Below are 24079 nucleotides of genomic sequence, written 5' to 3' on the forward strand. Positions count from 1 at the left end.
AAATTGAAAAAGAGAATTGGTTAATTAAAAAATAGGATTATTCCTCAAAGGGTATTGTACTAAATCTTTCAATTATTCCTAAATGCAATTTATCTTGAACTAAAATTGCAGATTAGTAAAAATCAATAATTGTTTCAAAATTGATGGAACAAAAAAAAGCGACCATTAGGTCGCTTTCTAAATTTAAGCTCCAGGATTACTTGCCTGGTCATGAAGTTTTCCAAGTTCCTGATCTATTGTCCACAGTCCGACTCCCTCTTCTCCGATTATATCGAAAAGTTCCAGAGCTCTTCTGGACATGGTTTCTTCTTCCCTTTGTTCAGTTACGAACCATTGCATAAAACTAAAAGTAGCAAAATCCTTTGCAGTAAAGGCATGATCTACAATTGTATTAATTGATTTAGTCACTTTAATTTCATGTTCCAAAATCAATTCAAAAACCTCTCTTAGTGAATGGAAATTATGACGAATGTCCGTGATTTCCGGCTGAATGGCATGACCGCCTGCTTCATTGATGTAATGAAAGATTTTCATCATATGCATTCGCTCTTCATCAGCATGGGTATAAAGGTATTTTGCAGCATTTGCATAGCCCATCATATCACACCAAGAAGCCATGGAAAGATAATAAGCAGAAGATTTCCCCTCCATTTCTACTTGTTTATTAAGTAGTTTTTCAGTGTCAACTAATAGGGAGCGCTGTAAGGTTACTATTTCTTTAACTTTCATATTTTATGTAGTAATTTTCTTCTTTATAAACTAAAATTACAACTTTCGGTTTCGTGAAACTAGATTTTTATCAAAATTTGGAATGATTACAATTTAAATGAATTACCTGCTTAAAGGAACAGGAAATACAGGTAAAGACTCAGCTCCATTTTCACCTACAGCCTGAACTGCAAAAAAGTAATTATCTTTTGAATAGGGGAGCGTTAATGTCATATCGGTAGTGTAAAACTTCTTTTCCCACATTGGTGAAGAAGTTTCTCTCATTAAAACGTAGTACCCTATTGCCTTTCCAGTAGCAGGTTCTTTCCATAATAAGGTAGAACTATTGCTTAACCCTCTTACATTGATTTGAACTTCTTCAGGTTGAGAAGGAGCTTGGGACAAAGTAGACAAAGCAGCAACATTTACAGCGGTGACTTTTCTTAAATATTCAAAGTCCATAAATTCAGGTAAATCTCCGTATTGAATTCCATCCTCAACCCTAACATTTTCATGTTGATGATAAAAATTCTCATTCATTTCAGAGATTCTAATAGCAGTATATCCATTTCTGGCAAAAGCAGTTTGATCTCCACCTCTTAAAAATCTATCAGCTCTATAAATTAATTTCACTTCAAATTGATCAACATATCTTTCACCAAGTTCTTTAACATATCTAGCTAATTGTCTGGATTTGCTGTCATTTTCTGCACCAGTGTATCTTCTTAATCTTGCCATTTCCTCTGTTTCATTGGCAGGTATAGTTTCAGAAAAGACTCTCATTTTCAGATTATCTTTAATAAGGGTACCCGAAGAGCTACTGTTACCAATGATATCATTATTCAAAACAGCTCCAATCTCCCAACCTTCTTCTTTTGCTTTATCGGCCAAATAAGTTGCACCTTTTAATCCTTCTTCTTCCCCAGTAAAAGCAACAAACTTAATTGTGGCAGGAAATTCTCGCGATGCCATTACTCTTGCTAGTTCTATAACTGCTGCTGTTCCACTTCCGTCATCATTAGCACCCGGGGCAATACCCTCTGCATCCATAACATTTTTATTTCTTGAATCCATATGTCCAGAGATAATAAAGATTCGCTTATCATTTGGATCAGTTCCTTTCAAAGTTGCAATGACATTTGCTGCAGGAGAATCTTCTGTAATTCTCCTTCCATCAGCCGGAATTACAAACTCTTCTATTTGTGCGGTCATTCTTCCAGAAGAATTCTTTGAAAATGAATTAAATTTGGCTAACACATATTCCTGTGCTGCAGGCATGCCTGTTTCTGTATTGGTGTTTAGTGTATGTCTAGTAGTAAAAGAGGCTAGATTACGAACATAATTCTCTAAAGAATCAGATGAAATCTCAGAAACCATTTCTGCGATTTTTGGATCTCTATTTACTAGAATCTGAGAAAATGATGAATAACTGATGAAAATCAGTCCAATTATTAATAAATATTTATTCATGTTTGGTTTTAGTTTAAGGGTTCAGGCTAAATTTATTTCTTATTGTCGTCAATTAAACCAACTTTTACATGAAGACATTAAAGAAGCCTAATAAAGGTGATTATTCTGATTTTTATTCCACTTATCTAAAATTGGTGAAAGGGGATAATTATAGAACACTTATTTTGGATCAAATAGATTTAGTGGTAAACTTATTTGAAGAAAGAGGATATAAATGGGCGGAAACAGCTTACGCATAAGGTAAATGGACTCCAAAGGAGGTTCTGGGTCATATTATTGATACTGAGAGAATCATGGCATTTAGAGCTTTATGTTTTGCAAGAGGAGAAAAATCAGCGCTTCCTGGTTTTGACAAAGATTCTTATGTTTTAGATTTAAGGATTTCCGAGATACCTCAAAAGGATCTTATGGAGGATTTTGTTGCTCAACGTATATCTTTACTATCTATGATAAAAATTTTACCTCCCGATACCCTTGATTTAATTGGGTATGCCAGCGATAATCCCATTACTCCAAGGGCTTTGCCTTGGATAATTCCAGGTCATTTTAAAAATCACTATCAGATTCTTTAAGAAAAATATTAAACCATGAAAATTGCCATTGCCATCGTTGATGCATTTACAAATAAAGCTTTTGGAGGAAATCCTGCTGCTGTTTGTTTACTGGATACATCTATTTCCAAAGAACAGATGCAGAAGATTGCCATGGAAATGAATTTAAGTGAAACAGCTTTTGTGGAGAGAACTGATGAGCCTGATATATTCAATTTGAGATGGTTTACTCCTTTGCTTGAAATTGATTTATGTGGACATGCCACACTGGCCTCGGCATTTCAAATGCTTTATTCAAGATGGGTTATACCCGATCAAACGATACGTTTCAATACTAAAAGTGGAGAACTTCGTGTAAAGAGTTCAGAAGAATGGCTTGAAATGGATTTCCCATTAATACCTACTTATAAAGAAGAACATCCTTATTTTAAAGATGATTTTTTTGGTAAAAAGATTGTTGGAGTTTCTCAATTACGAAAAAATTGGATAATTGAGTTAGAAGATTATCAAGCAGTTGAATCTGTAAAACCGGATTTAAATATTATATCAGAGAATTCCGAAGAAGGAATCATCATTACCGCAGAAGGAAAAGACCCATATGATATCTATAGCAGGTTTTTTGGGCCTAACGTAGGAGTGAATGAGGATCCAGTAACAGGTTTTGCACATTGTGCTCTAATGGATTATTGGTACCAAAAAACTGGAAAGTTTACGTTGAGAGCTTTTCAGGCCTCAAAAAGAGGAGGTATATTAAATTTAGAAAAGCATGATGACCGGGTGATTATTAGAGGACAAGCAGTTCAAGTTTTATTAGGAGAATTTAGTTTATAAATATATGAGTCAAACAGCACCTACTCACAGAAGCAAGCCTGTTCAAAAGGCATTTAAAAATTTTACTGATTATTGGTTGACTGATGCCAGTTTTGGAGTACTTCTGTTGATTTTGGTTTTTACTGTCTTTATTCTACCTATCTTAATTGAGTATGAACATGTACATTTTGTATTTGTAAATACCGTTTTCCTATTCTTGTTTTTTACAGGGATTTGGTCCTCAAGAGAAAGAATATTGATCTTTTTAACATCCGGCTTATTTTTCACCCAGTTAGGATTAAGACTTCTTCGTTTTAGCGATTTTGATTTTGAATTCTACCTTTCAGAAAGAATTGTAGGTATACTTAACATGTTAGTATTTATATTCCTGAATATTAGGCTTTTATTTAGAGATATGGAGATAAATATCTATCGAGTGATTGGAGCTATAAACGTCTATTTATTAGTGGCTATTTTAGGAGCCTTTGTTTTTGAAACTATTCAAATAATCACTGGTTCAGGGATTGCGGGTGCAGCAGAATTGAGAGGAGTTGATGAAGATTATCCTCAATATATTTATTTCAGTTTAGTTTCTCTTACCACGGTAGGATTTGGAGATATGTATCCCACGCACATAATGGCCAAAATGCTTTCTGTATTTCTTTCAACGGTAGGAATTTTATATCCAGCTGTTGTCATTGCTAGACTTGTCGGAGCAAATAAAAAGTAATTTACTCAACATATCCACTAGTGTAATTTTTAGGAAAATTTGAATAGAGTAATACTAATTTCAACTCAAATATTTAGACCCCATATCTTATGAAAAAACAATACTTACTAGTACTGCTGGTGTTTTGCATCAGCTCCTCTTGGGCTCAGACCGAGCGACATATTGAAGTAGAATCCAAAGTAGAAACCACACATGAAACTACTATAAAAGGGAAAAGAATCCCTTATCGAGCAACAGCAGGTACACAACCAGTTTGGGATGATAAAGGAATGCCTATCGCTTCGTTGTTTTACACCTATTATGAAAGGACTGATATTTCTGATAAAACCACAAGGCCACTAGTAATCTCCTTTAATGGAGGTCCTGGGTCTGCTTCAATCTGGATGCATTTAGCCTATACTGGGCCAGTGATATTAAATATCGATGATGAAGGGTATCCTGTACAACCTTATGGAACGAAATCAAATCCAAATTCTATCCTTGATGTAGCAGATATCGTTTATGTGGATCCAGTAAATACCGGATATTCAAGAATCGTAGACCCTGAAACTCCAAGATCCACCTTCTTTGGAATTAATTCTGATATTAAATATCTGGCTGATTGGGTTAATACTTTTGTGACCCGACAAGGAAGATGGGCTTCTCCAAAATATTTGATTGGGGAAAGTTACGGAACTACTCGGGTGGCAGGTTTAGTTGCTCAACTTCAAAATGCTCATTGGATGTATTTTAACGGGGTCATTTTGGTTTCACCAACTGATCTAGGTATAGATAGAGGAGTACCCATCAAAACAGCAAATTACTTACCTTATTTTGCTGCCACAGCATGGTATCACAACGCTCTCGATTCTGACCTTCAAAATAAAGACTTAGATGATATCCTTCCTGAAGTTGAGGCATTTACAGTAGATGAACTTATTCCCGCCATTGTAAAAGGGGGAAATCTACCTTCTATTGAGAGAGAAGCGATCGCAACTAAATTCGCACATTATTCTGGATTGAGTAAAGAAGTTGTTTTGGAACATAACTTGATGGTTCCCACCAGTTTTTTCTGGAAAGAATTGTTAAGGGATCAAGGGATGACTATTGGACGTTTAGATAGTCGATATAAAGGTTTTGATCAAGCTGGAACAGGATCTCGACCAGACTTTGATCCTGCTCTAACTGCATGGAACCATGCTTTTGCGCCAGCATTTAATATTTATGCTAAAGAGACATTAAAATATAATACCGATTTGACTTATAATCTTTTTGGGCCGGTGAGACCTTGGGATAGATCCAATGAAAATACCGGTTATGATTTGGGAACAGCGATGCGCCAAAATCCCTATTTACATGTTATGGTGCAATCTGGTCTATTTGATGGAGGAACCGATTTCTTTAATGCAAAATATAATATGTGGCAAATTGACCCTACGGGAAGGATGTCAGATAGAATTTCCTGGATAGGGTATAGAAGCGGGCATATGATGTATTTGAGAGCAGAAGACTTAGAAACTTCTAATGAGGATATCCGGCAGTTCATTGAGAAATCAAAAGTAGCTCCAAATACGCCTGCTAAATATGACTAATAGTAACTTTGTATAAATTATAAAAGGGTCTGATATTTTTCAGACCCTTTTATAATTTTAGGAAGGTTCGAAAATCTTCAAAGGTCATTAAAGGTTCATTGGTTCCTATCAGTTCACCTAGCATTTGATAAATGTCGGTAGGATTTTTTCCTTCTTTTCTAAGGAATTGAATTGAAGTAGCCCCGTCGGATTTAGAAAGTTTTGCATTTTTTGGACCTTTGATTAAGAAATGGTGATGAAAAGTTATATCCTTAAAAGAATTTTCTCCAATAGCTTCAGCAAGTATTTTTTGCCCTAAACTTGAACTTAGAAGATCTTTACCTCTAATTATAAAATCAACTCCAAAGTGAATGTCATCTGCAACTGATGTGAGTTGATAGGCAGGTAAACGATCTTTTTTCTGGACCATGAAAAATGCCCCATCTTCGGGTAGCGTATATGTTCTGGATTGAGAGGGATATTCCTTTAGCTTAATGAAATCAGTATTGAATGTATCAAACCTCCATGAGGTATCTGCTCGATCTAATGGAATTCTCCTATCTAGGCAATAACCAAGATAATATCCTGATGAATCTAATTGTTGGATCTTTTTTCTGGTGCAATCACAAGCAAATAAATTCTTGGTTTGTCGAAGTTTTTCAAGTGTTTCTGTATATAAATTAATTCGATGGATTTGAGACCAATTTGATTCGAAGTCTTTTAAATTGATTGGTCCTTCATCATATTTGATTTCCATAAAATCCAAGGTATCAAAGATATCCTGTACATATTCTTGTCTATATCTCTCTCTGTCCAGATCGTCAATTCTCAGTAGGATCTTACTTCCGTGCTTTTCGGATAATGCCTTCGTAACTAAAAAAGAATATAAATTTCCTAGGTGTAAAAAACCACTAGGAGTAGGTGCAAAGCGGGTAAGTTTGAGGTCCATTCTGACAAATTAGCTAGATTGTAAAAAATAATATCTATGAAAAGCTCAGTAAATGCAATTTTTTTAATTGCTGGAATTATTGCTTGTCAGGCTTGCAAACCAGAAACCCCCAAAACAGGTCAAGCTTTAGTTGAAAATTCTATTAAATACCATGATCCTAAAGGAAAATGGAGAGAATTAAAAGCAACTTTTGTGTTGAAAGATAGTTTGCCTCCCGGTCGTGAATCAAGAACCTATGAGTTTGCACTAGATAATTCCAAATCCAAAATGTCATATTCTATAGAGGGCTTGAAATATGAAGTTTGGAATGATTCTTTAGTTAAAATCCATGGTGAAATTGATAAAGAAAGGGCTTTAAGGATGAGAAACTATTATACCTATTTATGGGGCTTGCCCATGAAATTAAAAGATCCAGGAACGATTATAGATGATGAAATCAAAACTGAGGAAATTAGAGGAAAGGAATACTTAGTGGTCAGGGTTCCTTATGAGATGGATATATGGTATTTCTACTTTGATCCCGAAACATACAGAATGGAGGCCTATAAATTCTTTAAGGATGAGCCAAACCAAGTGGGAGAAATAATCTATTTAGAAGGGGAAATAGAATTTTCAAAAATGAAAATTCCTGCAAATAGGACTTGGTATCGTACAGAGATTCCGGAATTTTTAGGAACTGATATGCTCCAAGAGATTAAGTAAACAAAAATTAGCTTAAGGATATTTAACTCTTTTAATTTCTGCTTAAAGCTTTTCCGAAATATCTTTCGAGCTTTATGAAGCTCCTAGTCCTATTATTTTCTTTCATTATAGTGTCGGAGATGGCCTTTTCACAGGTGTCTTATTCAGGAAATATTCTGGATGCTAACGATAAGAAATATTTAGAGGGTGTTTATGTGGAGTTATTAGGGAGAAATGAATCAGATTCTACAAATATCAGAGGATATTTTAATGTAAAAGGCCAAATTGGAGATACTCTAAAAATATCTTATCCTGGATTCATTGAGCAAAAATTGATTCTTTCTTCGGAAAGGTTTTTACAAATTCAGATTCAAGATAGAGCTAGATTACTGCCAACTTTTGAAGTGAAAGCTGAGCCAAATTCTTTTAGATTTATTGATGGAAAACTTGTTTTAGTTGACCCGAATGAAGAAAAATCAACTTCTTCAAAGGGACAAATAACTGCGGGGTTTAGAGATTCTCCGGAAGGTGGAGTGGCAATTGGAGGAGTGATCTCTTATTTCACTAAAAAGTCAAGAAATGCAAGAGAATATGCAAAAAAACAAGAGTATTTGAAGCGAAGACAAGGCTACTTGAGAATTGTTGACTCTGATTCAATAAAAACTATTTTAGAAGAAGATTATAATATTTTGGATGGAGAGTGGGATCCTTTAATTATTAAATTCAATCAAATGCATGCGCATCATGAATTTTTAGATTGGTCGAGTGAGCGGGTTTATGCAAGGTTACGTAAATTTATAGAGTGGGAAAAAGATATGTCTTATTAAGATTTTCTCTTAAAGGACCAAGTAATAAAAAATTGAGCTACGGTTTCACCCTTAGGATTTACTCCTCTTGAAACTAAAGTTATTTTACCGGTTTCTAGAGGCTTTAAGCTTGTTATTAAGGAATTCAATTCAATTCCCTGATTACAGGTAAAAGTGATTTTTTGATTTGCTTTTTTTTGGAATTCGGCTTTAAAATCTACCACTAGCATACTGTATTTTCCTTTACCAGCTAAGGATAACTGACATAAAAGACCAGTACTGAGTTCGGCAGCCCCAGCAAGTGCGGCAAAATATATAGATTGAAACGGGTTCTGACTCCTCCAGAAGTAAGGAATAGTGATTTCACATTTTTCCAAGTCTAGAGATTTAACTTTTACTTTCCAAAATATTACTGATGGCAGTTTGAAAAGCATAGCCCACCAAAAAATAAAAGGATTTCTCATTTTGGATAAATAAGACTTTGCTTCAGAGTTTAGCTCCATTTTCGAAATACTGTTATTCATCAATCCAAAATTTTGTTCTCAAATTAGGTAAAAAATATTTAGTATTGATTTTGGTATTCTATTTGAAAAAGGAATTTGTAAAAACCAACAAAATGAAAAAACTAGGAATAATAATAGTTGTCGGGTTAATAGCCTATGCCTGCGCTAAAGTACCATTAACTGGCAGGTCCCAACTTGCTTTGGTATCTAGTGAAGAAATACAGCCTTTAGTAAATGAACAATACGATCAGGTTTTAAAAGAAAGCAAAGTGGTCACTTCCTCACCCGATGGGCAGAAAGTTCTCAAAGTGGGGAACAAGATGTCTAAAGCTGTGGAAGATTATTTACGAGCTTCTGGCTATAGTGATTTGGCAGATGAATTTAAATGGGAGTTTAATTTACTGGAAAGTGATCAGGTAAATGCCTGGTGTATGCCTGGCGGGAAAGTGGCTTTTTACACTGCTATTATGCCTATTACACAATCAGAAACTGGAATAGCGGTAGTTATGGGACACGAAATTGCCCATGCAGTTGCAGCGCACTCCAGAGAGAGAATGTCAAATGGTTTGGTTGCAAACTTTGGTGTAGGGATTTTATCTTCAGCTATTGGTCAAAATCCTACGTTGACACAACAGATTTTCTTACAATCAGTGGGTATTGGAAGTGAATTGGGAATGTTGAGTTTTTCTAGAAAACACGAATCGGAAGCTGATCAGTTGGGACTTACCTTTATGGCACTAGCGGGATATGATCCTAGAGAAGCGCCAATCTTTTGGGAGAGAATGCAAGCTCAAAGTGGAGGAGAAGCACCTCCGGAATTTTTGTCTACGCACCCTGACCCGAGTAATAGAATTAAAAAGTTAAATGAATGGATGCCTGAGGCATTAAAATATTATAAAGGACAGTAATGAAAAAACCGGAAATTTTTCCGGTTTTTTCATTACTACCTATTGGTGAATCCTCTGAGTTTCACTTGAGTTAATTTCCTTTTCGTGTCGAGCGGGAAATCACCTCGCATCATCCAATCATAATATCCTGGTTCCTCTTTAAAAACCTGTTCTATAGGCTTCCCTTTATGTTTTCCAAAGTTAAAGACTTCTTCTCCCTGTGAGTTGAAGACAAATCTACCTGCCAAATCCACCATTTTTTCATTTACCAAATCATGGATTTTTTTCATGTCATTTTCAAAAACACCAAGCTTATTGCCTTGAAGGTCTATTGCTTCTTCACCCATGTATCTTTCTACCTGAGAAATAAAAACATCCATCGTCGCGATGGTGTCTGCTTCAGCACTGTGGGCATTCTCTAATGTCTTCCCGCAGTAAAATTTATAGGCTGCAGTCAGGTTTCTTTTTTCCATCAGATGAAATATTTTTTGAGCATCTAAAAGATTTCGTTTATCTAAATCAAACTCTATCCCAGATCTTAAAAACTCTTCTACCAGTAATGGGATATCGTATTTTAAAACATTGAAACCTGATAAATCAGATTGTCCAATAAACTGATGAACTTCTTTTGCTATATCCTTAAATAAGGGTTCATTTTTAACATCCTTGTCATATAAACCATGGATAAATGAAGCTTCCAAAGGAATCGGAACGCCTGGATTCACTCTTCTTGTATATATTTCCTTATTCCCATCTACATCCAATTTCACAATGGAAATCTCAACAATTCTATCTGTGGATATATTGGTGCCCGTAGCTTCTAAATCAAAAAATGCAATGGGGTTTCTTAAATTTAATTTCATTTTTTTGTTTTTAATATTCATCGCAAGTGAATTTTTAGCAATGAATTTCTGATTCAATTTACTTGAATTTAACTTTTAATTCCTCTAAATCCATATTATCATAATTTCCGGAAGACATTAAAAGTAAATTCGTATTAGAATAATCCTGCGCTAATAAAAACTCTTTTAAACTCTCGCTTTCGGTAAATAATTTTAGATCAGGTCTTTTGAAGCCTTTCCTTAAGGTCTGTTCATCCATTAATTCTAACTTTTTTAATGCCGCGGCATGAGGGTTAAGATAAATTACAGCAATGTCAGCGGCATCCATTGTTCCTGCATAATTTGGAAGAAAATCTTTATTCAGCGAAGAAAAGGTGTGAAGTTCCTGAACAGCAATTAGTTTTCTTTCAGGGAATTGAGTATTCACAGCATTTGCGGTAGCTTGGAGTTTTGAAGGAGCATGTGCAAAATCCCTGTAAAGGCAGGCACTTTCATTTCCTGCTATCAATTCTTGTCTTTTTGCTGCGCCTTTGAAACTTTGGATTGAAGAATAAAAGTCTTCTTTTGCTAATCCCAAGGAAAGACAAATATTCATGGCCCCTTGAAGATTTTGAAGGTTATGTTCTCCAAAAATGTGGATTTCCACCAAACCATTTTCAGTTTTTAAAAAAGTCTTTCCGTCTTCTATAATTGCGGGATGTGCTTTATATAATGTTTTAAGAGCCTTAATATTAACTTTTTCTGCAGCATCTTTTACAAGTGGATCAGAATCACAATAAATCAATTCACCAGAATCAGGAGTTTTCTCCATCAATTTAGTAAACTGATTTTTATATTCTTCGAAATCAGGAAACACATTATAATGATCCCAAGCGATACCGCTTACTAAGACAATATCATGCTTATAATGAAAAAACTTTGGTGTTCTATCTAAGGGTGAGGTAAGGTATTCATCTCCTTCAATGATAATAATCGGAGCATCTGAAAGCCTAACCATTAAATCAAACCCTTCTATTTGTGCACCTACCAAATAATCAAAGTCTATCTTATTATCTTTCAATACATGGAGAATAATAGAGGTTATGGAGGTTTTTCCATGAGAACCTGCAATAACAACTCTTTTTTTCTCTTTGCTTTGATTGTATATGAATTCAGGAAAGGAATAAACTGGTAAACCTAATTCCTGAGCCTTTACTAATTCAGGGTTGTCAATTCTAGCATGCATACCTAAAATAATTCCATCAAGGTCAGAGGTTATTTTTTCAGGAAACCAACCATTAGAATTTGGCAAAATTCCAGCTTTGGATAACCTTGTTTTCGAGGGTTCATAAATTTCATCATCAGATCCAGTCACCTGATATCCCTTTTCAACTAGTGCTAAAGCTAGATTGTGCATTACTGCACCTCCTATAGCTATGAAATGATATTTTTCCATTAAAGTTGGTTTAGATTTTCAATTCTAGTTCAAACTTAAAAATAAAAGTTGGGTGCGATGGTCATATTGTTTCTTAAATCAAACAATTTTTTAAGGATGTCGCTTTTCTTTTATTTTGTAGTCATTTTTGAGTTTTATGTTAGAAGATAAGTACGCCTACCTTTTTCTTTCCTTATTGTACATGATTGCATGGGCAATTGTATATTGGAATAGCCCTTGGAAAGTTGGAATGATTAAGGTAGGAGTAGCTGGAGGACTGATGGGTATGATTGCTGAAGTTTGGTACTTCATGGATTATTGGAAGCCACCTACCTTATTTGGAATTGGGGTTGTTGGCATTGAAGATTATATAATTGGGTTTGCCTTATTTGGAGTGGGAGGGTATATCTATTCATCCTTCACGAATAAAGAGATTGATTATTCAAAGAAGTCTAAACCTGCCAATCTGGAATTTTTTTATTTGTTTTTGGTAGCCTGTTTTAGCATGACCCTTTTCACTTTTGGCTTTGGAATTCATTCTGGTTATGTCACTATTTTAACGTTTTGGGTTCTTTCCATTTATATATGGATCAAAAGACCAGATCAAATTAAGTTGTCATTAATCTCAGCATTTGCAACCCTAGGCATATCGCTTATAATTTATTATATCAGTTTCAATATTTTATTTCCTCACTTTTGGGATACCTATGGAATGTTGAATAAACCTTTCTTTGGTTATAAAATCCTGAATATCCCCATTTCCGAAATGCTATGGCATTTTTCATGGGCTATGCTATGTAGCATGTTCCATGGATTTAGAAATGGAGTGTATTATAAATCATCAACTTAAATTCCAAGGCTTGATTTTTGTGGCTTAAGAGTGTTGATAAGTCTGGCAAAACTTGTTTAAAACTCATGGCTAGAAGACCATACATTTGTTAATATGACTGAAAAAAGTTCCAATCCCCGAGTTTCCCGTAAGCATGCGGTTCAAAACCCTTCCAATATGCTAGGAAAAGTACCTCCACAGGCTGTTGATCTTGAAGAGGCTGTACTAGGGGCCTTAATGCTTGAAAAAGACGCATTGACAAATGTGATTGATATTTTAAAAGTAGAAAGCTTTTACAAAGATTCTCACCAAGCTATTTTCCAGGCTATTTTGGATTTGTTTACAGATAGCCAGCCGATTGATCTTTTAACAGTAACTAATCAACTCAGAAGAAATGGGACTTTAGAAATTGCAGGTGGAGCTTTTTATGTCACAGAACTTACTTCAAAAGTGGCTTCTGCAGCCAACATCGAGTACCATGCAAGAATTATCACAGAGCAATCAATCAAACGAGAGATGATTCGTATTTCCTCAGAAATACAAAAAGACGCTTATGAGGAAACAACTGATGTTTTTGAGCTTTTGGATAAAATGGAACAATCTCTTTTTGAGATTTCTGAAAAAAATATTCGTAAGAACTATTCAGATATGAAGTCCATTATGCGTGAAGCAATAGTGGAATTGGAATCGAGAAGAGGTCAAAAAGATGGGTTAACGGGTGTGCCATCTGGTTTTACTGCTTTGGATAGAGTCACATCAGGATGGCAAAAATCGGATCTTGTGATTATTGCTGCTCGTCCTGCTATGGGAAAGACCGCTTTTGTACTTTCAGTTTTAAGAAATGCAGCCGTTGACCATAATAAGCCAGTTGCAATTTTCTCTCTGGAAATGTCCTCCGTTCAGCTCGTGAACAGATTGATAAGTTCAGAGGCGGAATTGGACTCAGAAAAGATTAAAAAGGGTTCTTTGGAAGATCATGAATGGGCTCAATTAGTTCATAAAACTGCAAAACTTTCCAAAGCTCCACTTTTCGTGGATGATACGCCGGCTTTATCTATTCTTGAACTTCGAGCTAAATGTAGAAAACTCAAAGCTCAGCATGACATCCAAATGATTGTCATAGATTACTTACAATTAATGTCTGGTGATTCAAAAGGAGGTGGCGGAGGAAACCGGGAACAAGAAATCGCCAGTATTTCCCGTGCTTTAAAGAAAATTGCCAAAGAATTGAGTGTTCCAGTAATTGCCTTATCTCAATTATCAAGAGCAGTGGAGACAAGGGGAGGAGATAAAAGACCTCAACTTTCTGATTTGCGGGAATCAGGGGCTATCGAGCAGGATGCTGACATGGTAATGTTTCTTTATCGTCCAGAATATTATGGAATTACCGAAGATGAGGATCATAACTCTACACAAGGGGTAGGAGAAGTAATTATTGCAAAACACAGAAATGGCTCTTTGGATACCGTGAAACTTAGATTCATCGGTCGATTTACAAAGTTTCAAGACCTGGACCATTTTGGTTCGCCTAGTTTGGACCAGCCAGTTTACGCATCGAACTTTTCTAAACAATCTTCAGGTGTTTCTTCTTTTGATTCTGGACAGACTATAAAAAGACAAAGCAAAGCTAATTCTGATTTTGATGATACAGATGATCTTTTAAGTCGACCAAATTCACCAGCTGATTTTTAAATCAATCATATGAAAGCCATTACCCTTAATAGTAATTACTCTAGTAAACTTTTATTGACTGATGTTCTAGAAAGGGCGTTAGAACCTGGAGAAGCAAAAGTAGCCATTCAGGCAGCTGCCTTAAACCATCGGGATGAGTGGTGTAGAAAAGGCTTATATCCAAATTTGAAAGATGGTGTAGTTTTAGGATCTGATGGATCTGGCATAGTGGAAGAGGTGGGTGATGGAGTTGATTTAAATTGGGTAGGTAAAGAAGTAATTATCAATCCTGCTATCAACTGGGGTGAGGATCAAAAAGCTCAGGGTAAAAAGTTTGAAATTTTGGGAATGCCCAGAAATGGAACACTTTCCGAAAAAGTTATTGTCCCCGCGGACCGATTGAAGATTAAACCTGAACATTTAAGTTTTGAAGAAGCGGCAGCTTTGCCATTGGCAGGGCTTACAGCATTCAGGGCACTATTTTATCAAGGTCAGGTAAAACCGGAAGATAAAGTTTTAATTACAGGATTTGGAGGAGGAGTAGCACAGTTTGCTTTTCAATTTGCTTTAAAAGCTGGAGCCGAAGTGTACGCAAGTAGCAGTAAAACCGAAAAATTAAAAAAAGCCACTGAACTTGGAGCAAAAGCTGTTTTTAATTATACAGAGGAAGATTGGACAGAAAAAGCAATTCAAAAATCCAATGGATTCGATTTAGTGATTGATAGCGCTGTGGGAAATACCCTGAATAATTTGATTGATGTGGTTAAACCAGGTGGTAAAATTGTTTTCTATGGAGCGACAAGGGGGAATCCCACAGATTTAACAGCAAGAAAAGTTTTCTGGAATCAATTAAAGATCATGGGGACTACCATGGGGTCAGATCAGGATTTTGAACATATGATTCAATTTGTCCAAGAAAATAAAATTAGTCCCATAATAGATCAGGTATTTACATTTGATGAGGCAGAAATTGCTTTTGATAGAATGAAAGAAGGGAAGCAGTTAGGTAAAATAATTTTGAAGCTTTAATCTTTCTCATAAGTTTCTCCAAACTCTTTTTTTGCTATTCTATAAATCTCGTCCTTTTCGGGAGGTACGACTAAAAAATCCCCAACTCTCAAAACGGTTAACTCCTTCCAAGGTGCCTCAAATTCCATCTTGTCAGATTTATCAAAATGAGATAAATCACTTTTTTCGATTTGAATTGCAATAACCTTTCCATTCGGTTGATAGGACCCCCATCCATTTTCTAGAGATTGGATTAAGGTATATTTTTTTTCAAAAACCTGAGGTTTAATCAGATATTGCTCAGAAGAGGAAGTTTGATTTTCTACTAACCAATCCCCTTTTTCAGCTTTATTTTTAGTCTCATCACCATCATTAGTTTTGGTCACGATCAAAGTGCCAGGAACAGCTTTTTTAGCTTTAATCATCGTTTTCTTTTTATAAATGATACCCTTTCTTTCAAGGATCGGTAAAAAATGATTTAACATTTCTTGCTGCGTTATCATGAGGAAAACTGGTTTTGTATTTCTGTTATTCAATTTAATAAATTGAAAGTCAAATTTTTTCTATGAGTTAGTCAAATTTGAATATTAATTCTAAATCAACTCTTGAAATTGACGTGAAGGGTTTAATAAAACTATTAAACATGAAAAAAAAATGATTCCCAAAAATTGATTTAAAATTCTTTTAGAGGGAAAATTATTTAGTTTTTCAACCTTATAAATAGGTTTTATAATTTGATCCTAGTCAAAATCGTACTCAAAGAGGAAGTTTTGGTAAGCGTTTTTCAACTCGTTTAGAGTTTTTATTTCATTCATTTCATTAGCTAATTTTATTCCTTTCTCATAGATTTCTTTTGCCTTTTTAAGATCTTCTTTTTGAGTAAAAAAGTGCGCTGCAGTGTAATAGGTGGGTAAATAGGACTCAAAATTTTCCAATAACTTATCAAAATTCACTTCTGATTCCTGAGTGTCTAAATCAAGATACTCGATGGCAAGAGCATACCAATTAAAGGGGTTTTCCGGTTCCTCCCTTGTGAATTGTTTTAATAACTCCAACCTACCTAAATTGCCCATAAATAGTTTTTTTAATTAGCTCTATACTGTTAATTTCACACGAAATAAATCTAAAATAACCTAATTCTAAACCAATGAAGATTCTTGTTTGTATCACACACGTTCCAGATACGACCTCAAAGATTCAGTTTACTGCCGATAATACAAAATTTGACACAACAGGTGTACAATTTATCATAGGTCCTTATGATGATTATGCTTTGGCTAGAGCGGTAGAATTAAGAGATCAAACTGGTGGTAAATTAACAGTATTAAATGTTGGAGGAGCCGAGACTGAACCAACCTTAAGAAAAGCTTTGGCGATTGGAGCTGATGAAGCTATCCGAGTTAATTCAATTCCAAAAGATTCATTTTTTGTTGCGAATCAAATTGCTCATTACGCTAAAGAAGGATCCTTTGATTTAATTTTGATGGGTCGTGAATCCATTGATTTTAATGGAGGAATGGTGCATGGTATGGTTGGTGAACTCCTGGGAATCCCATCTTTTTCTCCTGTTATGAAATTGGATGTTGATGGGAATTCTGTAATGATGGCAAGAGAAATTGAAGGAGGAAAAGAAACATTAGAAGCTAGTCTTCCTTTAATTGCAGGATGTCAAGAACCTATTGCTGAGTGGAAGATTCCCAACATGAGAGGAATTATGTCAGCAAGAACAAAGCCCTTAAATGTAGTTGAACCGATTTCTGAAGAAACTCAAGCAGAAGCTACTTCTTATGAATTACCACCTGCAAAAGTTGCTGTTAAATTAATCGATAAGGATAATGTAAGCGAATTAGTAGACCTTTTAAAAAATGAGGCAAAAGTGCTTTAATTAATTATCTTTAAAAATATATAAATCAAGAATTTATGTCAATTTTAGTATATATAGAACAGTCCGAAGGAAAAGTTAAGAAAACAAGCCTTGAAGCGGTTTCATTTGCAGAAGCTTTAACTTCAAAAACAAATGAGGGTGAGGTTATTGCATTAGCGTTGGGTTCAATCGAAGATTCGGAATTAGCACAATTAGGAACTGCAGGAGCTTCAAAAGTTTTGCATGCTAGTGATCCAAGATTAGATGCAGGAGTTATTCAAGCACATGCATCAGCAATTGCTCAGGCATTTTCAAAAGTTGGAGCAAAAACCTTGATTTTGGCAAAATCCTCCCTAGGTGATGCCATTGCTGCAAGATTAGCTATAAAAATTAAAGCTGGATTAGTTTCCAATGTAATTGGTTTACCGGATACAACTTCAGGCTATAAAGTAAAAAGGAGTATTTTTACTGGAAAGGCCTTTGCTGAGACAAATTTGACAACAGAGAATAAAATACTTGCAATCAAGAAAAATTCTGTTACACTAAAGACGGACGGAGCAAATGCATCTGTTGAGCCATTAGAGGTAACTCTTTCGGATTCTGATTTTGCATCCAAAATTACCGCAACAGAAAGAGCAACGGGAGAAGTTTTGCTTCCGGAAGCAGATATTGTTGTATCGGGTGGAAGAGGAATGAAAGGCCCTGAAAATTGGGGAATGCTTGAAGATTTGGCAAAAACATTAGGTGCGGCAACGGGCTGCTCCAAGCCGGTATCGGACATAGGATGGAGACCCCACCACGAGCATGTGGGGCAGACAGGTGTAAAAGTAGCTCCAAGTTTGTATATAGCTATAGGAATTTCAGGTGCTATTCAACATCTTGCAGGTGTTAATTCTTCTAAGTGCATTGTTGTAATTAACAAGGATCCAGAAGCTCCCTTTTTTAAAGCTGCGGACTATGGGATCGTTGGAGATGCATTTGAAGTGGTACCAAAACTTACAGAAGCGTTAAAAGCTGAATTATAATTTTTGTGGAAAAACTAGTAGAACTGGAGATTTTAGGATTGTCATCTAACCACTCTCAATCAGGGTCATTCACCTTGGTGATGGGAGAGGTAGAAGGAAGTAGAAGATTGCCGATCGTTATTGGGATGTTTGAAGCTCAAGCAATTGCAATAGAAATCGAAAAAATTATTCCTAACCGACCCATGACACATGACTTATTTAAGTCTTTCGCCAATAGCTTTAATTTTGAAATAGATAAAATTGTCATTTCCGATATGAAGGAGGGTGTTTTCTATGCTAAAATTCAATGTCATAATGAATCTTCAGAAATAGAGATAGACTCTAGACCTTCTGATGCTATAGCTATCGCGGTAAGATTTGATTCACCGGTTTACTGTTCCGAAAAAGTAATGTCTGAGGCCTCCATTGAGTTTTCTGAGGAAGAAAAGAAAGAGGAAAAGACATCTTCCAAATCCGAATCACAAAAGTCTAGTTCGAAAAAAGAAAGTTCACTGAAAGATTTCAGCCTTGATAAGCTAAATCAAATGCTTGAAAAAGCCATAACAAATGAAGATTATGAAAAAGCTGCCCGAATAAGGGATGAAATAAACAAAAGAAACTGATTCTTTAAAAGCCTAGATTTATCTAGGCTTTTTTCTTGACCTCGACTTAGCTATTTTTGGCTTTTCGATTTAAAATAATGTTCATGGATTATTTGCGGGGTGTATTGGGACTTGCTGTCATAGTTTTGATAGCTTTTCTTTTTTCAAATAGTAGAAAGAGAATAGACTGGAGGCTCGTAGGAATTGGCATTTTGCTTCAACTGATATTTGGCTTTTTAATCACAAAGGTTCCTATTGTGGCCCAAGGTTTTGCGATCCTAAGCGAAGCTTTTGTGAAGTTCTTGAGTTTTAGCAGGGATGGGGCTGCGTTTATTTTTGGTGATTTAGCCGGAGACAGTTTTGGTTTTATTTTCGCTTTTCAGGTTTTACCTACTATTATATTCTTTTCAACCGTATCAGCGGGTCTGTATTATTTAGGAGTTCTTCAGAAAATAGTTTTTGGAATTGCCTGGGTAATGGCTCGGACCATGCGTCTTTCAGGGCCAGAGAGTCTTTCTGCCGCTGGAAACATATTTCTTGGACAAACTGAGGCTCCACTGTTGGTTCGTCCTTTTATTCCTCAAATGAGTAAATCTGAACTCATGTGTTTGATGACTGGAGGGATGGCTACAATCGCAGGTGGAGTTTTGGCAGGATACGTAGCTTTTCTGGGAGGTGACAGTTTGGAGGAGCAAAGTAAATTTGCAGCTTATTTACTTGGGGCTAGTATTATGAACGCTCCTGCTGCCATCGTCATGTCAAAAATGTTTGTACCTGAGGAGGAAAAAGAGATTAAGCAAAATAAACTGGAGGTAAATGAGGAAGCGATGGGGGTAAACCTGATCGATGCTATGTCTATCGGAGCTTCAGAGGGCTTGAAACTTGCTTTAAATGTAGGTGCAATGCTTTTAGCTTTTATAGCAGTAATAGCAGCAATCAATTATGTTTTAAGCGGATTAATCGGAGAATATACCGGATTGAATTCCCTTGTGATATCCAGTACCGGAGGACAGTTTCAGGGCTTTTCCCTAGAATATTTATTTGGTCAAATCTTTCGGGTTTTCGCTTGGGTGATTGGAGTTGATTGGGTAGATACGCTGCAGGTGGGTAGTCTCTTAGGTCAAAAAACAGTGATCAATGAATTTGTGGCTTATTTGAGCTTATCAGAAATGAAAGAAATCGGATCTTTAAATTCTAAATCAATCGTGATTGCAACCTATGCTCTGTGTGGATTTTCTAACTTTAGTTCTATTGCAATTCAATTAGGAGGAATCAGTATTATCGCTCCAAATCAACAGGGGAACTTGAGTCGATTAGGGCTTAGGTCTCTTTTGGCAGCTTCCCTTGCCTGTTTGATGACTGCCACCATCGCAGGTATGTTGTTTGGTTGATCATTAACTTTTGAATCATTTATAAAATCCTGAAATCAAACATTTTCTACTAAAGTTTGAGTGCTTTAAACTGAAAAAGGTCGGAAATAAGATTCTTATCAATCTTATTTCCGACCTTTTGTTTTGAATAAAAAATACTTTTTATTTTTCTCCGTAAAGTGCCTTCCCTGCTTCCTCGTATTTATCGCCAGCAATCCATGCAGGTTGGTAACTTAAGTTTGCGATTTTCTGAGCTGCAAGGATATATGCTTTCCAATAAAGTGTAACATAATCCAAATCAACTGAATCTACTTGATCGCCAGCTTTGTGATAATACTTGTTGATCTCATCATCAAATGCTGTGAACCCAAGACTGAAAGTTGGTGCTGGAATTCCTTTAATTGCAAAATTCACATTATCTGATCGATCATAAAGACCTTGTTCAGGTGCTGGATCAGCTAATGCCTTTAATCCAAAATCTTCCACTGCCTCGATAATCATATCATCTCCGGTAGTTCTACCGAGACCAATCACTGTAATGATTGAAGTGTCATTATAACCAGCTCCATCTATATTTAAGTTGTAAATGATCTGATCAAGTGGAATCAATGGATTCTCGGCAAAGTATCTACTTCCCAGAAGCCCTTTTTCTTCAGCCGTCCAAAGTGCAAGTAGGATAGATCTTTTAGGAGGATTTTTAGCAAAGTACTTAGCCGCATTCATAACAGCTACCGTTCCTATGGCATTATCTCTTGTACCATTATAAATAGAATCTCCATTCTCATCTGGACGTCCAATTCCAACATGGTCATAATGTGCAGAAAGCATGACAAATTCATTTTTTAAATTCTTGTCTGTTCCTTCAATCCAAGCAACTACATTTTTCCCTTCTATGGGCTTATTTATTTTACCCTCGATTTGAACTTCCGCAGATTTAGTACTTCCTGTAGAAATTTCTTTGGGAAGCACGTTCGATAAGTCCTTCACCCAGATATAAGGTAATTTGCTTGATTCACCATTATCAATCATCATTTGAGAGCGATTGAGGTAATTGGCAATCAATTGCCATGGAACTGATGGGATATTATAGCGTTCAATCAAAGCTACCGCTCCTTGTTTTTTTGCATTTTCAGTTTTTTCACTTCCTAAGCTGAAAAGGTCATTTGGACTCAATTTATTTGGAGCTCCAACACTGCTTACCGCTATTTTCCCAGTCAAGTCTTTACCTTCAAAATCAGCTGGTAAGCCGAAACCTACATCAACTAATTCAAATGTTCCGCTAAGAGATTCTCCATTTATTACCAAAAGGTTGATACCTTGGTTATATGAAGAGTCTCCCATAGTGATGGTTCCTTTAGAAGGAGGAGAAGATAAACGAAACGGAATATTCTGAAAATACCCATCAGCTCCAGGTACTGGTTTTGCACCTGCAGATTCCAATTGTTTTGCAATAAAATCATAAGCTAAAGCCATTTCTGGGGCAGCAGGGTCTCTGCCTTTCAGCTCATCTGAAGCCAAGTAAGTCAATTCAGAAATTGCTGATTTTTCATCAAACTTTTTGTTGATCTTCTTCTTTTGCGCCTCAGCGACAAATGTCACAGTTAATATAAGGCCTAGGCCTAAAAGTGATTTTTTCATACGGTTAATAAAATGTGTTTTCTAAAGTAATTCAATTTTGGGAAATGGAAGCTTTTAATCTATTAAAAGACGTCCTTACCAACCTAGATCCAATATAGTCTTTTGAAAATGTAGAGGTAGAGGAGCTATTAAGCAGAGAGATTTCCTCGAAATGGGATGATTAAATTCAAGTTTTCTTGCATGCAAAAGCAAATTACACATTCCAAATTGCTTCTCGAAAAACTGGTTTTGTTTATTATCGCCATGTTTTTTATCTCCTAAAATATAATGTCGTAAATGTGCCAAATGCCTTCGGATTTGATGTGTCCGACCAGTCCTTGGCTTTACTTCTAATAGACTATAGCGACTTGTCGGATATCTTCCCGTGGTATCGTATGGGAGTTCAGCTTCAAGAAGAACTTGATAGGAGGTTTGTGCTTCTTGCATCTTTCCAGAGCGTTCACTTTTCAATGGATAATCAATGATATCTGATTTTATGGATGGAATTCCTCTTACAATCGCTAAATAAGTTTTTTCGATTGATCGATCAGCAAATTGTGCCTTGATACTAGGAAGAATCTCTTCATTTTTTGAAAATAATAAAACCCCGCTTGTTGGTCGATCTAAGCGATGAACAGGTGAAACATGCTGACCTATTTGATTACGGAGCAACTGCAAGGCAAAAACAGTTTCATCTGCAGCAATAGAGGTTCTGTGCACAAGAAGGCCAGAAGGCTTGTTTATTGCGATTAGATTTTCATCTTCAAAAAGGATTTCTAATTCCATGGTGGAAAAAGAAAGCCAATGTTATCATTGGCTTTCAATCTGATAATTATTTAAAATATAGTACCGGAACCTATAGATTCCTCCTCATTATACCAAGCTACAAACTGGCCAGAAGCAACACCTTTTTGAGGTTCATCAAAAATAACATAGAGTCCATTTACCTTTTTTATTAAGGTAGCCCAAGTTAAAGGTTGTCTGTAGCGAATTCTAGTTTTATACCTGGCACTTTCACCAACACTTAGTGCTAAATCCTCCCTGATCCAATGGATTTCATCATTTTCTACAAATAAACCATTCTTTAATAATCCAGGATGAGTTTCTCCTAAACCTGTATAAATCACGTTCTCTTTAGTATCAGTTGCAATCACAAATAGTGGTTTGCCAGTACCTCCAATATGTAATCCTTTTCTTTGGCCAACAGTAAAATAATGTGCTCCATTATGCTCTCCCAAAACTTTGCCTTGATGTTGTGCAAAATGAAGTGGTAGAGAAATTTTATCCAAGGTTTCCTGATCCCAGTCTTCAGGTGGAATTCCGGCAGGGATTCTTTGACCTTCAAAAACCGGCAGATTATCAGGAATTTGTATTATCCTCCCTTTTTTAGGTTTCAATTGTTGCTGCAAAAATTCAGGTAGTCGTACTTTTCCTATAAAGCATAGTCCCTGAGAATCCTTTTTATCGGCTGTAATCAAATCTAATTCTTTGGCAATTCTTCTTACTTCAGGCTTTTGTAAATGACCAATTGGAAATAAGGCTTTACTAAGTTGTTCTTGGTTGAGCTGACACAGAAAATAGCTTTGATCCTTGTTTGAATCAGCCCCAGCCAGCAACTGATAAACAGGTTTACCGTCAATTTCTATTTCACCTTTTTGACAGTAATGTCCCGTTGCGACAAAATCTGCTTTTAGTTTTTGAGCTGCCTTTAGGAAAATATCAAACTTGATTTCCCTATTACATAGAATATCAGGATTAGGGGTTCTTCCTACTTTATATTCTCCAAACATATAGTCGACAATTCTTTCTCTATATTCTTCGCTAAGGTCGATTGCTTGGAATGGGATCCCTAATTTTTCTGCTACTAGCATGGCATCCGTGGAATCTTCCATCCAAGGGCATTCATTGGAAATGGTTACAGATTCATCGTGCCAGTTTTTCATAAACATCCCGATGACTTCATAGCCTTGGTCGAGTAGGAGATGAGCTGCTACGGAACTGTCGACTCCTCCGGAGAGACCGACAACTACTCTAGGTTTTTTCTTCATGAGTTGTAATAATTAATGGATTCAAGGTCCATTAGGTTACAGATGATTAGAAAACTTCAATTGAAACAAATTGGTTCTCTTCCGACAAAGTTAAGGAATAGGAAAATGAAAAGGGGAAAATGTTTTCTTGTTCTACAAGATTCCATTTTCCCTTTTAGTCTTGAA

At 35.9% G+C, this 24079-nt stretch carries 25 protein-coding genes and 1 pseudogene; 15 read left to right on the top strand and 11 right to left on the bottom strand.

Translation table 11 applies throughout. The features are described 5' to 3' along the window. Positions 1-183 precede the first annotated feature (183 nt). Positions 184-729, bottom strand: a complete 546-nt coding sequence (locus AAGF08_RS12720) for a ferritin (protein ID WP_343511576.1) — start codon at positions 727-729, stop codon at positions 184-186. A gap of 102 nt (positions 730-831) precedes the next feature. Beyond that, positions 832-2178: a M28 family metallopeptidase gene (locus AAGF08_RS12725; RefSeq protein WP_343511577.1), complete on the bottom strand. Its 1347-nt coding sequence runs from the start codon at positions 2176-2178 to the stop codon at positions 832-834. Between the two features lie 68 nt (positions 2179-2246). Between AAGF08_RS12725 and AAGF08_RS12730 the strand changes: the two genes are divergently transcribed. The 5 genes and pseudogenes from AAGF08_RS12730 (at position 2247) to AAGF08_RS12750 (ending at position 5840) form a co-directional block, all read left to right on the top strand. After that, entirely contained in the window at positions 2247-2417 is a 171-nt protein-coding gene (locus AAGF08_RS12730; protein ID WP_343511578.1) for a hypothetical protein, read from the top strand. A 12-nt stretch (positions 2418-2429) separates the two neighbouring features. Next, positions 2430-2750, top strand: a pseudogene (locus AAGF08_RS12735) (DinB family protein); the annotation flags it as partial. A gap of 15 nt (positions 2751-2765) precedes the next feature. After that, positions 2766-3560, top strand: a complete 795-nt coding sequence (locus AAGF08_RS12740; protein ID WP_343511579.1) for a PhzF family phenazine biosynthesis protein — start codon at positions 2766-2768, stop codon at positions 3558-3560. Between the two features lie 4 nt (positions 3561-3564). Then, positions 3565-4269, top strand: a complete 705-nt coding sequence (locus AAGF08_RS12745) for a potassium channel family protein (protein ID WP_343511580.1) — start codon at positions 3565-3567, stop codon at positions 4267-4269. Between the two features lie 89 nt (positions 4270-4358). After that, positions 4359-5840, top strand: coding sequence for a carboxypeptidase (locus AAGF08_RS12750; protein ID WP_343511581.1), 1482 nt, complete (start codon positions 4359-4361; stop codon positions 5838-5840). 49 nt (positions 5841-5889) lie between these two features. On the opposite strand, the gene AAGF08_RS12755 is transcribed toward AAGF08_RS12750, so the two are convergent. Next, positions 5890-6768: a glutamate--tRNA ligase family protein gene (locus AAGF08_RS12755; RefSeq protein WP_343511582.1), complete on the bottom strand. Its 879-nt coding sequence runs from the start codon at positions 6766-6768 to the stop codon at positions 5890-5892. A 36-nt stretch (positions 6769-6804) separates the two neighbouring features. On the opposite strand from AAGF08_RS12755, the gene AAGF08_RS12760 reads away from it, so the two are divergent. Beyond that, entirely contained in the window at positions 6805-7470 is a 666-nt protein-coding gene (locus tag AAGF08_RS12760; RefSeq protein ID WP_343511584.1) for a DUF6503 family protein, read from the top strand. 74 nt (positions 7471-7544) lie between these two features. Beyond that, positions 7545-8276, top strand: a complete 732-nt coding sequence (locus AAGF08_RS12765; protein ID WP_343511586.1) for a hypothetical protein — start codon at positions 7545-7547, stop codon at positions 8274-8276. Here AAGF08_RS12765 and AAGF08_RS12770 read toward each other — a convergent pair. Next, on the bottom strand, positions 8273-8779 hold the full coding sequence (locus AAGF08_RS12770; RefSeq protein WP_343511587.1) for a DUF4442 domain-containing protein: 507 nt from the start codon (positions 8777-8779) through the stop codon (positions 8273-8275). The two genes, AAGF08_RS12765 and AAGF08_RS12770, sit on opposite strands and share 4 nt — an antisense overlap. Before the next feature lie 92 nt (positions 8780-8871). Between AAGF08_RS12770 and AAGF08_RS12775 the strand changes: the two genes are divergently transcribed. Beyond that, positions 8872-9666: a M48 family metallopeptidase gene (locus AAGF08_RS12775; protein WP_343511588.1), complete on the top strand. Its 795-nt coding sequence runs from the start codon at positions 8872-8874 to the stop codon at positions 9664-9666. A 35-nt stretch (positions 9667-9701) separates the two neighbouring features. On the opposite strand, the gene AAGF08_RS12780 is transcribed toward AAGF08_RS12775, so the two are convergent. Then, positions 9702-10508 (bottom strand): exonuclease domain-containing protein, encoded by an 807-nt coding sequence (locus AAGF08_RS12780; protein ID WP_343511589.1) that lies wholly within the window; start codon positions 10506-10508, stop codon positions 9702-9704. Positions 10509-10566: 58 nt separating this feature from the next. Beyond that, complete coding sequence (murC, locus tag AAGF08_RS12785; protein WP_343511590.1) at positions 10567-11922, bottom strand: Mur ligase family protein; 1356 nt, start codon at positions 11920-11922, stop codon at positions 10567-10569. A gap of 136 nt (positions 11923-12058) precedes the next feature. On the opposite strand from murC, the gene AAGF08_RS12790 reads away from it, so the two are divergent. The 3 genes from AAGF08_RS12790 to AAGF08_RS12800 all read left to right on the top strand — a co-directional run bounded on the left by AAGF08_RS12790 (position 12059) and on the right by AAGF08_RS12800 (position 15430). Then, a complete protein-coding gene (locus AAGF08_RS12790) occupies positions 12059-12751 on the top strand; it encodes a lycopene cyclase domain-containing protein (protein WP_343511591.1) in 693 nt (230 codons plus the stop codon). 93 nt (positions 12752-12844) lie between these two features. Then, on the top strand, positions 12845-14422 hold the full coding sequence (gene dnaB, locus AAGF08_RS12795) for a replicative DNA helicase (RefSeq protein ID WP_343511592.1): 1578 nt from the start codon (positions 12845-12847) through the stop codon (positions 14420-14422). Positions 14423-14431: 9 nt separating this feature from the next. Then, positions 14432-15430, top strand: a complete 999-nt coding sequence (locus tag AAGF08_RS12800) for a zinc-binding dehydrogenase (protein ID WP_343511593.1) — start codon at positions 14432-14434, stop codon at positions 15428-15430. On the opposite strand, the gene AAGF08_RS12805 is transcribed toward AAGF08_RS12800, so the two are convergent. Together AAGF08_RS12805 and AAGF08_RS12810 are read right to left on the bottom strand one after the other, a co-directional pair. After that, positions 15427-15912 (bottom strand): hypothetical protein, encoded by a 486-nt coding sequence (locus AAGF08_RS12805; protein ID WP_343511594.1) that lies wholly within the window; start codon positions 15910-15912, stop codon positions 15427-15429. The genes AAGF08_RS12800 and AAGF08_RS12805 overlap by 4 nt on opposite strands. 237 nt (positions 15913-16149) lie before the next feature. After that, positions 16150-16482: a tetratricopeptide repeat protein gene (locus AAGF08_RS12810; RefSeq protein ID WP_343511595.1), complete on the bottom strand. Its 333-nt coding sequence runs from the start codon at positions 16480-16482 to the stop codon at positions 16150-16152. 74 nt (positions 16483-16556) lie between these two features. Between AAGF08_RS12810 and AAGF08_RS12815 the strand changes: the two genes are divergently transcribed. The 4 genes from AAGF08_RS12815 to AAGF08_RS12830 all read left to right on the top strand — a co-directional run bounded on the left by AAGF08_RS12815 (position 16557) and on the right by AAGF08_RS12830 (position 20270). Next, a complete protein-coding gene (locus tag AAGF08_RS12815; RefSeq protein ID WP_343511596.1) occupies positions 16557-17294 on the top strand; it encodes an electron transfer flavoprotein subunit beta/FixA family protein in 738 nt (245 codons plus the stop codon). A 35-nt stretch (positions 17295-17329) separates the two neighbouring features. Then, complete coding sequence (locus tag AAGF08_RS12820; RefSeq protein ID WP_343511597.1) at positions 17330-18298, top strand: electron transfer flavoprotein subunit alpha/FixB family protein; 969 nt, start codon at positions 17330-17332, stop codon at positions 18296-18298. 5 nt (positions 18299-18303) lie between these two features. Beyond that, entirely contained in the window at positions 18304-18900 is a 597-nt protein-coding gene (locus tag AAGF08_RS12825) for a bifunctional nuclease family protein (protein ID WP_343511598.1), read from the top strand. A gap of 83 nt (positions 18901-18983) precedes the next feature. Beyond that, entirely contained in the window at positions 18984-20270 is a 1287-nt protein-coding gene (locus AAGF08_RS12830; protein WP_343511599.1) for a nucleoside transporter C-terminal domain-containing protein, read from the top strand. A gap of 141 nt (positions 20271-20411) precedes the next feature. Here AAGF08_RS12830 and AAGF08_RS12835 read toward each other — a convergent pair whose 3' ends face one another. The 3 genes from AAGF08_RS12835 to mnmA form a co-directional block, all read right to left on the bottom strand. Then, a complete protein-coding gene (locus AAGF08_RS12835) occupies positions 20412-21887 on the bottom strand; it encodes a M28 family peptidase (protein WP_343511600.1) in 1476 nt (491 codons plus the stop codon). Positions 21888-21962: 75 nt separating this feature from the next. Beyond that, positions 21963-22652, bottom strand: coding sequence for a pseudouridine synthase (locus AAGF08_RS12840; RefSeq protein WP_343511601.1), 690 nt, complete (start codon positions 22650-22652; stop codon positions 21963-21965). 50 nt (positions 22653-22702) lie between these two features. Beyond that, complete coding sequence (gene mnmA, locus AAGF08_RS12845; protein ID WP_343511602.1) at positions 22703-23914, bottom strand: tRNA 2-thiouridine(34) synthase MnmA; 1212 nt, start codon at positions 23912-23914, stop codon at positions 22703-22705. Positions 23915-24079: the final 165 nt, after the last annotated feature.

Source organism: Algoriphagus sp. SE2, from assembly GCF_039563885.1.
In the GTDB taxonomy this organism is placed as follows: domain Bacteria; phylum Bacteroidota; class Bacteroidia; order Cytophagales; family Cyclobacteriaceae; genus Algoriphagus.